Source organism: Streptomyces sp. NPDC002580, assembly GCF_042889485.1.
Classification (GTDB): Bacteria; Actinomycetota; Actinomycetes; order Streptomycetales; family Streptomycetaceae; genus Streptomyces.
Genome location: NZ_JBIAQZ010000006.1, coordinates 18,509 through 32,550, shown reverse-complemented (window position 1 = coordinate 32,550; position 14,042 = coordinate 18,509). Strand labels below are relative to the sequence as shown.

At 71.2% G+C, this 14,042-nt stretch carries 10 protein-coding genes; 1 reads left to right on the top strand and 9 read right to left on the bottom strand.

The annotated features are described in order from the left end of the window. Nucleotides 1-50 precede the first annotated feature (50 nt). The 9 genes from ACFYW7_RS19410 to ACFYW7_RS19370 all read right to left on the bottom strand — a co-directional run bounded on the left by ACFYW7_RS19410 (nt 51) and on the right by ACFYW7_RS19370 (nt 11,619). Entirely contained in the window at nt 51-1,325 is a 1,275-nt protein-coding gene (locus ACFYW7_RS19410; protein ID WP_389503804.1) for a pseudouridine synthase, read from the bottom strand. Continuing rightward, nucleotides 1,325-1,981: an SMC-Scp complex subunit ScpB gene (gene scpB / locus ACFYW7_RS19405; RefSeq protein ID WP_389503802.1), complete on the bottom strand. Its 657-nt coding sequence runs from the start codon at nt 1,979-1,981 to the stop codon at nt 1,325-1,327. The genes ACFYW7_RS19410 and scpB overlap by 1 nt, the downstream gene beginning before the upstream one ends. Beyond that, nucleotides 1,978-2,961 carry a segregation and condensation protein A gene (locus ACFYW7_RS19400; protein WP_389503800.1) on the bottom strand — a complete coding sequence of 328 codons (984 nt, stop codon included), beginning with the start codon at nt 2,959-2,961 and terminating at the stop codon, nt 1,978-1,980. Before ACFYW7_RS19400 ends, scpB begins: the two co-directional genes overlap by 4 nt. Before the next feature lie 603 nt (nt 2,962-3,564). Continuing rightward, nucleotides 3,565-4,143: a hypothetical protein gene (locus ACFYW7_RS19395; RefSeq protein WP_389503798.1), complete on the bottom strand. Its 579-nt coding sequence runs from the start codon at nt 4,141-4,143 to the stop codon at nt 3,565-3,567. After that, on the bottom strand, nt 4,128-5,264 hold the full coding sequence (locus ACFYW7_RS19390) for a ParA family protein (RefSeq protein ID WP_389503796.1): 1,137 nt from the start codon (nt 5,262-5,264) through the stop codon (nt 4,128-4,130). The genes ACFYW7_RS19395 and ACFYW7_RS19390 overlap by 16 nt, the downstream gene beginning before the upstream one ends. Nucleotides 5,265-5,688: 424 nt before the next feature. After that, a complete protein-coding gene (gene ald / locus ACFYW7_RS19385) occupies nt 5,689-6,804 on the bottom strand; it encodes an alanine dehydrogenase (RefSeq protein ID WP_389504629.1) in 1,116 nt (371 codons plus the stop codon). 171 nt (nt 6,805-6,975) lie between these two features. After that, on the bottom strand, nt 6,976-9,057 hold the full coding sequence (locus ACFYW7_RS19380; RefSeq protein WP_389503794.1) for a tetratricopeptide repeat protein: 2,082 nt from the start codon (nt 9,055-9,057) through the stop codon (nt 6,976-6,978). Between the two features lie 156 nt (nt 9,058-9,213). Continuing rightward, entirely contained in the window at nt 9,214-9,840 is a 627-nt protein-coding gene (locus tag ACFYW7_RS19375) for an NUDIX domain-containing protein (RefSeq protein ID WP_389503792.1), read from the bottom strand. Nucleotides 9,841-9,951: 111 nt separating this feature from the next. Then, nucleotides 9,952-11,619 carry a CTP synthase gene (locus tag ACFYW7_RS19370; RefSeq protein ID WP_389503790.1) on the bottom strand — a complete coding sequence of 556 codons (1,668 nt, stop codon included), beginning with the start codon at nt 11,617-11,619 and terminating at the stop codon, nt 9,952-9,954. A 547-nt stretch (nt 11,620-12,166) separates the two neighbouring features. On the opposite strand from ACFYW7_RS19370, the gene ACFYW7_RS19365 reads away from it, so the two are divergent. Beyond that, nucleotides 12,167-13,969 carry a glycoside hydrolase family 15 protein gene (locus ACFYW7_RS19365; RefSeq protein WP_389504627.1) on the top strand — a complete coding sequence of 601 codons (1,803 nt, stop codon included), beginning with the start codon at nt 12,167-12,169 and terminating at the stop codon, nt 13,967-13,969. The last annotated feature ends 73 nt before the right edge of the window (nt 13,970-14,042 follow it).

The window sequence follows — 14,042 nt, the reverse complement described above, 5'->3', positions numbered from 1 at the left end:
TCGTACGCGTGGGGCTCCCGGCGGCCGCGCGGGCCGCCGGACTCCGGGATCTAGAGACCGACCTCGGCCATCAGCATGCCGACCTCGGTGTTCGACAGGCGGCGCAGCCAGCCCGACTTCTGGTCGCCCAGGGTGATCGGGCCGAAGGAGACGCGCACCAGCTTGTCGACCGGGAAGCCGGCCTCGGCGAGCATGCGGCGCACGATGTGCTTGCGGCCCTCGTGCAGGGTCACCTCGACGAGGTAGTTCTTGCCGGTCTGCTCGACGACCCGGAAGTGGTCCGCCTTGGCGTACCCGTCCTCCAGCTGGATGCCGTCCTTGAGCCGCTTGCCCAGGTCACGCGGGATCGGGCCCACGATGTGCGCGAGGTAGACCTTCTTCACGCCGTACTTGGGGTGGGTCAGCCGGTGCGCCAGCTCGCCGTGGTTGGTGAGCAGGATGACACCCTCGGTCTCGGTGTCGAGCCGGCCCACGTGGAAGAGCCGCGTCTCGCGGTTCGTCACGTAGTCGCCGAGGCACTGACGGCCCTCGTTGTCCTCCATCGTGGAGACGACACCGAACGGCTTGTTCAGCGAGAAGAACTGGTACGACTGCGTCGCGACGGTCAGCCCGTCGACCTTGATCTCGTCCTTCTCCGTGTCGACCCGGAGACCCTGCTCCAGGACGATCTCGCCGTTGACCTCGACCCTGGCCTGGTCCACCAGCTCCTCGCAGGCGCGCCGGGAGCCGTAGCCCGCTCGCGCGAGGATCTTCTGCAGGCGCTCGCCCTCCTCCTCGGCGCCCGGGAAGGTCTTGGGCGTCTTGATCTCGGGCTTGCCCGCGTACCGGTCGCGGTTGCGCTCCTCGGTCCGGGTCTCGAACTCGCGGGAGCGCGCCGGCTCCGTACGGCCGCCGCGCTGCTGGCCCTGCTTGGGGCCGCCCTTGGCGCCACCGCGCGCCGAGGCGCCACGCCCCGACTTCGGGCCTTCGTGCGTACCCCCGGGGCCTACGTCGTAGCGACGCTCCTCGGGACGGGGCTTGCTGGGACGCTTCGGCTGGTCGTCACGGCCTGCCGCCGCGCTCCTCGGCTGCGAGCCGCCGCCGGTCCCCCACGAGCCGCCGCCACCGGTACCCCTGGGGTTGCCGCCACCGCGCGCGCCACCGCTGCCGCGCGCGCCACCGCTTCCCCCACTGCCACCGCCGCGCGAGCCGCCGCTCCCACCGCTGCCGCGCGAGGGACCGTCACCGCGCGAGCCGCCGCTGCCGCGCGAGCCACCGCTCCCGCCGGCGCCGCGCGGGTTACCGCTCCCGCTGTTCCTGCCACTGCCACTGCCACTGCTTCGCATCAAAGTTCCGTCGTCGTCGTGTCGTCTACGTCTGCATCCGGTGCATCCGGATCGAACGACGGGACCCCTTCCAGCGTCTCTGCTTCGATCGCGTCCGCCTCGGGGAGGAAGGGCGCGAGCTCCGGGAGCTCGTCCAGACCGCGCAGGCCCATTCGCTCCAGGAAGTAGTTCGTCGTCGTGTACAGGATCGCACCTGTTTCGGGTTCCGTGCCCGCCTCCTCGACCAGACCGCGCTGGAGGAGGGTGCGCATCACGCCGTCGCAGTTGACTCCGCGGACCGCCGAGACCCTGGATCTGCTGACCGGCCGGCGGTACGCGACCACGGCGAGCGTCTCCAGGGCCGCCTGGGTGAGACGGGCCTGCTGGCCGTCCAGGACGAAGCGTTCGACGGCGCTCGCGAAGTCGGGACGTGAGTAGAAACGCCAGCCGCCCGCGATCGGTCTGAGCTCGAATCCGCGGCCCTGGACGGTGTACTCGTCGGCCAGCGCGCGCAGCGCGTCCGCGATCTGCCGCCTGGGCCGCTCGAGGATCTTCGCGAGGTGTTCCTCGGTCGCGGGCTCGTCGACCACCATCAGGACGGCCTCCAGGGCGGGCCTGAGATCGAGGTCGGCGACCGTGCGCGGCCCCGCGGGGGTGTCGTCGGTCTCCTCGCTCACGTTTTCTCCTCCTCGGTCCCGCGCCCTGTGGCGTCCTTCACCGCTTCCGCGGGCCGGTCGAACTCGTCGGTCACCCTCGGCGGGCCGGCGTCCTCCCCGCCCGTCCAGCGCACCATCAGGTCCCCGAGCGCCTCTTCCTGGTCCAGGGCGACGACCTTCTCCCGGTAGAGCTCCAGCAGGGCGAGGAACCGGGCCACCACGGTCAGGGTGTCGTCGGTGTCCTCGACGAGCGAACGGAAACTGGCCTCGCCGAGCTCCCGGAGCCGTGCCACGACGATCCCGGCCTGTTCCCGCACGCTGACGAGCGGCGCGTGGATGTGGTCGACGTACACCTGCGGCTTGGGCCGCGGCTGCATCGCCTTCACGGCGAGTCTGGCGAACCCCTCCGCCCCGATGCTGATGACGACCTCGGGCAGCAGGGCGGCGTGATGGGGCTCCAGCCCGACGGTGCGGGGGTAGCGGCGGGCCTCCTCGTCGAGGCGGGCGTTGAAGATGTCCGCGATCTGTTTGTACGCGCGGTACTGGAGCAGTCGCGCGAAGAGCAGGTCCCGTGCCTCCAGAAGGGCCAGATCGGCCTCGTCCTCGACCTCGGCGGTCGGCAGCAGCCGGGCCGCCTTCAGATCGAGCAGGGTGGCCGCGACGACCAGGAACTCGGTGGTCTGGTCGAGGTCCCAGTCCGGGCCCATCGCCCGGATGTGCGCCATGAACTCGTCGGTGACCTTGGACAGCGCCACTTCCGTGACATCGAGCCGGTGCTTGGAGATCAGCTGGAGCAGCAGGTCGAAGGGGCCCTCGAAGTTCGACAGCCGCACCTTGAAGACCCCGTCACCGGCTCCCCCGGAAGCGGCACCGGAGCCGTCCGCCGCCGTCTCGGGGGCGTCCGCCGCCGTATCGGGGGCGCCGACCGCCGTCCCGGAGGGGCCGGTCCGTACGCCGGAGGGCCGGACCGCCGACTCAGGCTCCGGCCCCGGTACGGACACCCCGCCGGGCGTCCCCTGCCGCTCGACGGGCGTCCGCGGTGGTGTGTCCGGCGACGTCCCCGGCGGCGCGGTCGCCACGGAGGCGGTGGCGGAGAGCGGCCCGACCGTCCCGGTGGGCGTCTCGGAGGGTCCTCCGCCCGCTTCGGGCGGCCCGGAGGGATCGACCGGCGTCGCGGGCTCCCCGGACGGCCCGGCGCCTTCTCCGGGCGCCTCGGCCGGTTCGGAGGGCGGTACGGCCGGACCGGTGGGATTCCGCGGAGGTCCGTCGGCTCCCACGGGCCCCTGAGCCGCCTCGGCGGGCCCCCCGGGCGTCCGGGGCCGGTCGGCCGGCCCCGTGGGCGCAGCGGGCGGCTCAGTGCTCTTTCCGGGCGTCCCGGAGGACTCGGCCGGCGCCCCGGGTCCCGTGGACGGCCGGCGCCCCTCCTCGGGTTCCCCTGACGTCCCGGGCGGCTCGGCACCCTCCGCGGGTTGCTCCGGCGGTCCGCCGGGCGGCTCGGGCGGTGCCGGCGCCGTTCCCGGCCCGCGCCCCAGCGCACGCCGACGACCGCCGGAGGCGGCGGACGGAGGCGGGACATTCGAGGTCATAGCCGTCGCAGGCTACCGCTACCGCCCGCGCAGCCTGCGTACGAGAATGCTCGCGTCCCCGCGGGATTCCAGATCGGCCAGGACGACGGCGACCGCCTCCCGGACGATCCGCCCGCGGTCGACGGCGAGGCCGTGCTCGCCGCGGAGCACCAGGCGCGCGTGCTCGAGGTCCATCAGCTCCTCGGCGGACACGTACACGGTGATCTTCTCGTCGTGCCGCTCCCGCCCGCTGGGCCGGCGGTTGGCGGCGCGCTGCCGCTTGCGCGACTGCTGGCCGGCGGCGGAGGCGGCAGAACCTTCCTGCGCCGTCTGGCGGCGCGCCGAGCGGTCCGCGGCGGTGCCCCGGCTGCGGGACTCCCCCGAACCGCCCGACTCGGTGTCGGCGGCGACGTGTTCGTCGCCCTCGCCGTCACCGCCCTGGACGGGCACCGACTGGGGCGTGTCCTCCCCCGCGGCCGCCGCGTCGCTCTCGCCGGCCGGAGCCGGCACCCGGGCCTCGCCGTTGGTCCGGCGTGAGGGCGTGGACGCCTGGAGCGCCATTCCCCCGGTGGTACGGAACAGTTCGTCGGCCCCCGGCAGACTCACTCGGCGTGACACCGGGCGAGCACCTCCCTGGCGAGCTGGCGATAGGCGGCGGCGCCGACGGAGTTGGAGGCGTACGTGGTGATCGGCTCACCGGCGACGGTGGTCTCCGGGAAGCGGACGGTCCGGCCGATCACGGTGTGGTAGACGTGCTCGTCGAAGGCCTCGACGACGCGCGCGAGCACCTCACGGCTGTGCACCGTGCGGGAGTCGTACATCGTGGCGAGGATGCCGTCGAGTTCCAGCTCGGGGTTGAGCCGCTCCTGGACCTTCTCGATGGTCTCGGTGAGCAGGGCGACCCCGCGCAGCGCGAAGAACTCGCACTCCAGCGGCACGATCACCTTGTGGGCCGCCGTCAGCGCGTTCACGGTGAGCAGGCCGAGCGAGGGCTGGCAGTCGATCACGATGTAGTCGTAGTCGGCCATCAGCGGCTTCAGGGCGCGCTGCAGGGTGGACTCGCGGGCGACCTCGCTCACCAGTTGCACCTCGGCGGCGGACAGGTCGATGTTGCTGGGCAGCAGGTCCATGTTCGGGACCGCCGTCTTCAGGAGCACCTCGTCGGCCGCCATGCCCCGCTCCATGAGCAGGTTGTAGACGGTGAGGTCGAGCTCCATCGGGTTGACGCCGAGACCCACGGACAGCGCGCCCTGCGGGTCGAAGTCGACGAGCAGCACCCGGCGTCCGTACTCCGCCAGCGCGGCACCCAGGTTGATGGTCGACGTGGTCTTGCCCACGCCGCCCTTCTGGTTGCACATCGCGATGATCGTCGCGGGGCCGTGACTGGTCAGCGGACCCGGGATCGGGAAGTAGGGCAGCGGGCGCCCCGTCGGGCCGATGCGCTCACGGCGCTGACGGGCCGCGTCGGGCGCGAGCGTGGCCGCGTACTCCGGATCGGGCTCGTATTCGGCGTCGGGGTCGTAGAAGTGCCCCTCGGGCAGTTCGTCGTAGTCGGCGAAGTGGGTGTGGTTCTCGCCACTTCCGTTGCCGGCCATGGCGTTCACGTGATGGCCATCCATGCTCGGGTGTGCTGGCTGGGTCAGCCCTGTTCTGGGGGGACTCTGATGGGCCGCGAAGGTGCGGACAGCGACGGAGCCGACAGCCTCGAGCCCCGTGGGGGCCTGGCCCCGCGCCGGCATTCCTGGTTGACCACCCCCGGGAGTAAATGTCGACTCATTCACAAGTCGTCTTACCTCCTTGGTGACCAGGAAACTTCTAGATAGGTCAGCGTGGCACCATGCCGACGATTGGCGACTCTATGGCGTGTCACCGCTCCGCAGCAACACAATCCGCCGGACCCGACCCGATGTGTCGGCAACCGAACACCCCTCTGTCAAGGGCGTAAGGCCGTCGCACGGCAGGTTTCACCGGTGTGCGAATCGGTTGAAGAGTTACGTTCGCGGCGAGTTGAACGAGTGTCCCCCAGTGACCCGACACACACCCGGCCGGACCCTGTCTGGCAAGGTCCGGCCGGGTGTGTGCTGTTGACGACCTGTGTTGACGTATCGCCTTTTGCCGGAGCGGAGTCGGCCGCGATGTCGACTCCTGGGAGCCGCCGGGCTCTCAGCCGAGCAGGCTCTCCAGCTCGACGTGCTCCAACCCGTGCGCCTCGGCGACCTCACGGTAGACAACCTTGCCGTCATGGGTGTTCAGACCCTTGGCCAGCGCGTCGTCACGGCGCAGGGCCTCGACCCAGCCGCGGTTCGCGAGCTCGACGATGTACGGCAGCGTGGCATTGGTCAGCGCGTACGTCGAGGTGTTGGGCACCGCGCCGGGCATGTTGGCGACGCAGTAGAAGACCGAGTTGTGGACCGGGAAGGTCGGCTCGGCGTGCGTGGTGGGACGCGAGTCCTCGAAGCAGCCGCCCTGGTCGATCGCGATGTCGACAAGAACACTTCCCGGCTTCATCCGCGCGACGAGCTCGTTGGTGACCAGCTTCGGGGCCTTGGCGCCGGGGATCAGCACGGCACCGATGACGAGGTCGGCCTCGAGGCAGGCCTTCTCCAGCTCGAAGGAGTTCGAGACGACGGTCTGGATCTTCGTGCCGAAGATCTTGTCCGCCTCCTTCAGCTTGTTGATGTCGCGGTCGAGCAGGGTCACGTGGAAGCCCATGCCGATGGCGATCTGCGCGGCGTTCCAGCCGGAGACACCGCCGCCGATCACGACGGCCCGGCCCGCGAGCACGCCGGGGACACCGCCGGGCAGGACACCGCGGCCGCCGTTGGCGCGCATCAGGTGGTAGGCGCCGACCTGCGGGGCGAGACGGCCCGCGACCTCGGACATCGGGGCGAGCAGCGGCAGCGCGCGGCTGGGGAGCTCGACGGTCTCGTAGGCGATGGCCGTGGTGCCGGACTCCAGGAGGGCGTCCGTGCACTCCCGGGAGGCGGCCAGGTGCAGGTAGGTGAAGAGCGTCTGGTCCTTGCGGAGGCGGTGGTACTCCTCCGCGATGGGCTCCTTGACCTTCAGCAGCAGGTCGGCGGTGGCCCAGACCTCGTCGGCCGTGGGGAGGATCCGCGCACCGGCGAGGACGTACTCCTCGTCCGTGATCGAGGAGCCGACGCCGGCGTTCTGCTCGACGAAGACCTGGTGGCCGTGGCGCACCAGCTCGTGCACGCCGGCGGGGGTGATGGCCACCCGGAACTCGTTGTTCTTGACCTCGCGGGGGATGCCGACCTTCACGTCGATCACGGTCCTTGACTCAGAGGGCTCTGGGGCTATGCATGCCGAGGCGATGCAAGCCAGGCAATGCATGTCATACCCGACGTACGGGAGCACACCGGGAGACACCACGGAAGAACGCGGCAGAGCCAGTCTAATGAAGGGGTTCTCTCTGTCTAGCCTTTCAATGCATCAATCTTCAGCCGATGCACTACGGATTTCGTAGGCGTTAGCGTCGTGTTCCATGCCGGATACGCTCTCCGACAGCTCATCTCCCAGCATGCGCTCGGCCGCCGCGCGGTGCAGCCGGGCGGCGGCCGGGTCGCCGAGCCGGTCCAGGGTGTCGGCCAGCCTGAGCTGCAGCGCGGCCTGCAGGCGCGCGTCGTCCGCGCGGCGCGCCCACTCGACGGCCTCCTGGCAGGTGCGCAGCGACTCCTCGGGCCGTCCCGCGTACTCCTGGACGCGTGCCATCTCGCTCAACGCCCGCGCCTGGGCCGCGACATCGCCCTCCTTGCGGTGTCCCGCGACCGCGGCGCGCCAGTTGACCAGCGCTTCCCCGTAGCGGCCCGCGTAGGTGTGCGCGGTGGCGATACGGCCGTACAGCCGGGCCGCGTCCACCCGCTCGCCCCGCGCGAGCCGCTGCGCGAGCGCCCTGCCGTACCAGTCGGCGGCCCGGTCGTGGTCCCCGAGCTCCTGGTGGGCACCGCCTACGGATTCCATCGCGCGGCCCGTCGCGTAGGGATCGTTCGCCTCGCGTCCGGCGTCCAGCGCGGCCCGGTAGCGGGCGAGGGCGTCGGTCCTGCGGCCGGTCTGCGCGTCCAGGTCCGCGAGATTGAGCAGGGCCGCGGCCTTCTCCCGGGGCAGGTTCCGGCGCTCGGCGACGTCCAGGACGAGCCGGTGGACGCCGTACAGGTCGGATGCCGCGGCCCTGGTGCCGAAATGGACGACCATCGCCCGCACCAGGGCCGCCATCAGCCGTCGGGCCAGGGTGTCCAGTTCCCCGTCGGCGACCGCGAGCCGGGCCGAGGCGAGCAGCGCCGGGCCGCGGACGCGCAGCCAGTCCTCGGCCGCCCGGGGGCTGGCGAAGCGCAGCGCGCGCGGCATCCCGGCGAGCTTCTCGCGGGCGGGCGAGCTGTCCGTCTCGGTGATGGCACGGCAGGACACCAGCAGCCGTACGGTCCTCTCCAGCATCCGGGCGCGGGCCAGCTGTACCTCGGCGGGCCGGTCGTGGGTCTCGACGAGGGCCCGGAGCAGGGGGTGGAAGCAGCCGGGGACCTCGTACTGCGGCAGTTCCGACGGGACCGACCGGATCAGGCCGAGGGCGACGAACTCGTCCAGCGTGGTCTGCGCCGCCTGGACCGAGCAGCCGGCCAGGGCGGAGGCGGTGTGCGGGTCGACGAGGCCCGCGGGGGCCAGCGAGAGCAGGCGCAGCGTCCGGGCCGCGGCGCTCGGCAGCGAGGCGTACGAGAGCCGGAAGACCCGCTCCATCGGTGTGCCGTCCTCGCCCTCGGTACGCAGCTGCTTGGCGAGGTCGGCGACGGCGGAGGCGGGACGCGCGGCGAGCCAGCCGCCGGCCAGCACCAGCGCGGTGGGCTGGCCCGCGCACAGTTCGACCAGCCCCTCGGCGGCGAGCGGGTCGACGGTGATCCGCACCGAGCCGGTGAAGTGGCCGAGCAGTTCGAGGGCGGACTTGGTGTCCAGGCCGCCGAGGGTGCAGGGGCGGACGTCCGCGATACCGGTCAGCGGCCCGCCGGAGACGGCGACGACCAGGCACCGGGGGGAGTCGGGCAGCAGCGCGTCGACCTGTTCGGCGTCGGCCGCGTCGTCGAGCAGGAGCACCGCCCGGCGGACGGCGAGGGCCTCCCGCAGCCGCTCGCCGAGGTCGTCGGCCCCGGCGCCGGGGGGTGCGGCGATGCCGAGCGCGGCGAGCAGCTCCCGCGCGGTGGCCTCGGTGGGCACCGGGGTGCCGTCGGGTTCGGTGAGCCTGGCGCGCAGTATGCCGTCGGGGTAACTCTCGGCGACCTGCTCCGCGAGCCGGGCGGCGAGCGCCGTGCGCCCGGAACCGGGTCTGCCCGCGATGAGCAGCACCCGGGCCCGCGGCGCCTTGCGGCCGGCGATGGTGTCGAGGCCCGCGCGCTCGATGTCGGCCCGGAGTTCCTTCAACTCTCTTGTACGGCCCAGGAACTGACTCTCCGTAGGAGCGGACCCGGCAGCCGGGCGCTGCCGTTTGGCCGACACCTTGGTGCCGCCGTCGTCCACCGCCTGATCCGCCACGGGCCACGCTCCCGTTCCACTGCGCGCGCAAGCCCGCCGGGACTCCGGTTCGGGCGTTTCCAGAGCCTAGTTCACGCTCTGCGACGATCCGTGCGGAGCGCGGCGGGAAGGTCCCCCGATCGGATCAGGTGATCGTAGGACCGGCATCCTCCGGGGTCAGGACTCGAAGGGGCGCGCGGGCCACGGCGCCTCGGCCGGGCGCAGCGCGTCGAGTCCGCCGCCCGCCCGCGCGGCGAGGAGCGCGAGGGCGCCCACGACCAGACAGTTGTTGTGCAGGTCGCCGACGAGCGCGCCGCGGACGAGTTCGTCGAGGGGGACGCGGGCCAGCTCCATGTCGGCCTCCTCGTCCTCGACCACGAACCGCTCGCCCGCCGCCTCGGAGAGGTCACGGGCCAGGAAGATCCGGATGGCCTCGTCGCAGCCGCCGGGAGTGGTGTAGATGTCGGTCAGCACCCTCCAGGTCTCCGCCTTGACGTGCGCCTCCTCGTAGAGCTCGCGCTGGGCGGCGTGCAACGGGTTCTCGCCGGGGATGTCGAGCAGTCCCGCGGGGATCTCCCACAGCTTGTGGCGCACGGGGTGGCGGTACTGGCGCAGGACCAGGACACGGTCCTCGTCGTCGAGGGCGAGGACGGCCACCGAGCCGGGATGGACCTGGTAGTCGCGGCGGACCACGGATCCGTCGGGCATGACCACGTCGTCGGTGCGCACCGAGGTCTTGTTGCCCTTGAAGGGAGTCTCGGTCGCCCGGACCTCCCACTCCTCGGGGGTGTCCTTGATCGTCATGGCTGTCCTCCCACGCGCGCAAAAAGAAACCGGCCCGCCTACGGGACCGGGGCACGTGCCCGGCGGGAAACCCCCGCGGACACGCACCCCGATCACCGTACAGCGCTGGTGCTACTTGCCCGTCTTGCGCTCCACCGCGGCCTTGACCAGGCCCGCGAAGAGCGGGTGCGGCCGGGTCGGACGGGAGCGCAGCTCGGGGTGCGCCTGGGTCGCGACCAGGTACGGGTGGACGTCACGCGGGTACTCGACGTACTCGACGAGCTTGCCGTCCGGGGAGGTGCCGGAGAACTGGAGGCCCGCCTTCTTCTCCAGCTCGGCGCGGTAGGCGTTGTTCACCTCGTAGCGGTGACGGTGGCGCTCCTCGACGTACTCCTTGCCGTCGTACACCTCGCGCACGATCGAGCCCTCGGCGAGCTTGGCCGGGTACATGCCCAGGCGCATGGTGCCGCCCATGTCGCCCTCGCCCGCCACGATGTCGAGCTGCTCGGCCATCGTGGAGATGACCGGGTGCCCGGTGCCGGAGTCGAACTCGGTGGAGTTGGCGTCCGGGATGTCGGCGAGGTTCCGCGCGGCCTCGATGACGATGCACTGCAGACCGAGGCAGAGGCCCAGCAGCGGGATGCGGTTCTCGCGGGCGTACTGGATCGCGCCGACCTTGCCGGACACGCCGCGGTCGCCGAAGCCGCCGGGGATGCAGATCGCGTCGACGTCGCCGAGCTGCTTGGCAGCGCCGACGGCGGTCTTGCAGTCGTCCGAGGCCACCCACTTGATCTTGACGCGAGCCTTGTTGGCGAACCCGCCGGCGCGCAGCGCCTCGGTGACCGAGAGGTAGGCGTCGGGCAGGTCGATGTACTTGCCGACCAGCGCCATGGTGATCTCGTGGACGGGGTTGTGGACGCGGTCGAGCAGATCGTCCCAGGTCGCCCAGTCCACGTCGCGGAAGGGCAGGTCGAGCTTGCGGACGACATAGGCGTCCAGGCCCTCGGTGTGCAGGACCTTCGGGATGTCGTAGATCGACTTGGCGTCGATCGCGGCCACGACGGCGGCCTCGTCGACGTCGCACATCAGCGAGATCTTGCGCTTGATCGCGGTGGGCACCTCGCGGTCGGCCCGCAGCACGATCGCGTCCGGCTGGATACCGATGTTCCGCAGTGCCGCGACCGAGTGCTGCGTCGGCTTGGTCTTCAGTTCACCGGACGGGCCGATGTACGGCAGGAGCGAGATGTGCACGACGAACACGTTGTCGCGGCCCACCTCGTGACGGACCTGGCGGACCGTCTCCAGGAAGGGCAGCGACTCGATGTCGCCGACCGTGCCGCCGACCTCGGTGATGACGACGTCGACGTCGTCGGTCGCCATACGGCGGATGCGGTGCTTGATCTCGTTGGTGATGTGCGGGATGACCTGCACGGTGTCACCGAGGTACTCGCCGCGCCGCTCCTTGGCGATGACGGTGGAGTACACCTGGCCGGTGGTCACGTTGGCCGAGCCGTCCAGGTCCACGTCGAGGAAACGCTCGTAGTGACCGATGTCCAGGTCGGTCTCGGCGCCGTCGTTGGTGACGAACACCTCGCCGTGCTGGAACGGGTTCATGGTGCCCGGGTCGACGTTCAGGTACGGGTCGAGCTTCTGCATCGTGACCCGCAGACCCCGCGCCTTGAGCAGCGCGCCGAGGCTGGAGGCGGTCAGGCCCTTGCCGAGGGAGGAGGCGACACCCCCGGTGACGAAGATGTGCTTGGTCGTCGTGGCTGTGCTGTTTCGAAAAGCACTGGGCGGCATGGCCAAGAGGGGGCTCCCGTGGTCGGTCTGGGGTGCGTGCCGGCGTGGGACCCGGTGAATTCCGGGGGTGCCGTCGCTGCGGTTCGGGGGTTTCTTGCCCACCGGTCCACGGGCTACCAGGGTATCAGCGACCGGACGAGGCCGCTTCCGGCCACGCTCCGGGCACGCTCCGGGCACACCTCGGCACACACCTCGCACACCGCTCACTCGATCGGCTCAGCCGGGTTGCCCGGAGCGGCACGCGGATCATCCACGTGCGTCGTATCCTGCTCGGACACTCGCTGCCGAGGCCGTCCGGCACACGGCACCATCCCCGCACGTATCCGGAACAAAGAGGGCTTGTCAGTTCGTTTTCAGACGACAATCACATCGCCCGACGCACTGACAACCGACGTTTCGCAGCGACGCAGGACGGACGTCCCCACCATCGACGATCCGCAGTCACCGACTTTCCCCATCACCTATTTCCGCACTACCTACGTTCCCTTTGACCGCAAGAGCGACCGCCCCGCGAAGGGGCGACGTGGCCGTTCGACTGGAGATGCACGTGGCCGGGCGCATCGAGGACTACGCACTCATCGGAGACATGCAGACAGCCGCGCTGGTCTGCCGGGACGGCACAGTCGACTGGCTGTGCCTGCCCCGCTTCGACTCCCATGCCATCTTCGCGGGACTGCTCGGCACGGAGGAACACGGATTCTGGCGGCTCGGACCCGCGCACGCGGCCGACGCCCCGCCACCCACGGCGGCGCGCCGCCGGTACCGCGGCGACTCGCTGATCCTCGAGTCCGAGTGGGACACGCCGCGCGGCACCGTCCGGGTGACCGATTTCATGCCCCCGCGTGACGGCGCGCCCCAGCTGATCCGGATCGTCGAGGGCGTCACCGGCCGGGTGCCGATGCGCTCCGCGCTGCGGATGCGCTTCTCGTACGGCCGGGTGGTGCCCTGGGTGCACCGGCACGAGGGGCGCACGGTCGCGGTCGCCGGACCGGACTCGGTCTGGTTCGACACGGCCTGCGAGACCTACGGCAAGGCGCTGACGACGTACGCCGACTTCACGGTGGCACCGGGCGACCGGATCGCCTTCACCATCTCGTGGGAGCCCTCGCACAAGCAGCCGCCCCCGCTGCCCGAACCCGAGCAGTCCCTGGAGGCGACCGAGGAGTTCTGGCGCGACTGGGTCGACCAGTGCACCTACCACGGCCCCTACCGCGAGGCCGTCGTCCGCTCCCTGATCACCCTGAAGGCCCTGACGTACGCGCCCACGGGCGGCATCGTCGCCGCGCCCACCACCTCCCTCCCGGAGGAGATCGGCGGCGCTCGCAACTGGGACTACCGCTACACCTGGCTGCGCGACGCGGCCATCACCCTCTCCTCGCTGCTGCGCACCGGCTACCGCGAGGAGGCCCGCGCCTGGCGCGAGTGGCTGCTGCGCGCGGTCGCCGGCGACCCGGAGAACCTCCAGATCATGTACGGCATCGCGGGGGAAAGGGAGTTGGGCGAGGCGGAGCTCGACTGGCTTCCCGGGTACGAGGGTTCGGCACCCGTGCGCGTCGGGAACGGCGCCGCGCACCAGCTCCAGCTCGACGTCTACGGCGAGGTCACCGAGGCCCTGCACCTCGCCCACATGACGGGCCTGTCCCGCAACGACTACGCCTCGCTGCTCCAGTTGAAGCTGATCCGCTACCTGGAGACGCACTGGGATCAGCCGGACGAGGGAATCTGGGAAGTCCGGGGCCCGCGGCGGCACTTCGTGCACTCCAAGGTGATGGCCTGGGTCGCCGTCGACCGCACGATCAAGCTCATCGAGTCCGGGGACGCGGACGGCCCGCTGGAGAAGTGGCGCGAACTGCGCGACGACATCCACCGGGACGTGTGCGAGAAGGGCTACGACAAGGAACGGAACACGTTCACGCAGTCGTACGGCTCCAAGGAGCTCGACGCCTCGCTGCTCCTGATCCCGCAGATGGGCTTCCTGCCGCCGGACGACAAGCGGGTGATCGGCACGATCGAGGCGATCCAGCGTGAGCTGTCCACCTCCGACGGCTTCATCCTGCGCTATCCGACCTCCGGCGAGGACACGGGCGTGGACGGTCTCGAGGGGGACGAGGGAGCCTTCCTCGCCTGTTCGTTCTGGATGGCCGACGACCTCGCGATGATCGGGCGGGTCGACGAGGCCCGCAAGCTCTTCGAACGGCTGCTGGCCCTGCGCAACGATCTCGGCCTGCTGGCCGAGGAGTGGGACCCGGTCCTCCAGCGCCAGGTCGGGAACTTCCCGCAGGCCTTCAGCCACGTCCCGCTGATCGACACGGCCCTGCGGCTCACCGCGAGCGGGGCGTACGGCGGCTGAACACGTCGTGATCGGGCGCGCCGGGGCGTACAGCCTTCCCGGCGCGCCCGATCCGTCGTTCCCCTCTAGCCTT

What these genes read in the sequence shown, in the direction of transcription:
- ACFYW7_RS19375 (WP_389503792.1), bottom strand. Translation starts at nt 9,840, where the DNA reads ATGACGATCAAGGACACCCCCGAGGAGTGGGAGGTCCGGGCGACCGAG.
- ACFYW7_RS19410 (WP_389503804.1), bottom strand. Translation starts at nt 1,325, where the DNA reads ATGCGAAGCAGTGGCAGTGGCAGTGGCAGGAACAGCGGGAGCGGTAAC.
- ACFYW7_RS19370 (WP_389503790.1), bottom strand. Translation starts at nt 11,619, where the DNA reads ATGCCGCCCAGTGCTTTTCGAAACAGCACAGCCACGACGACCAAGCAC.
- ACFYW7_RS19390 (WP_389503796.1), bottom strand. Translation starts at nt 5,264, where the DNA reads ATGCCGGCGCGGGGCCAGGCCCCCACGGGGCTCGAGGCTGTCGGCTCC.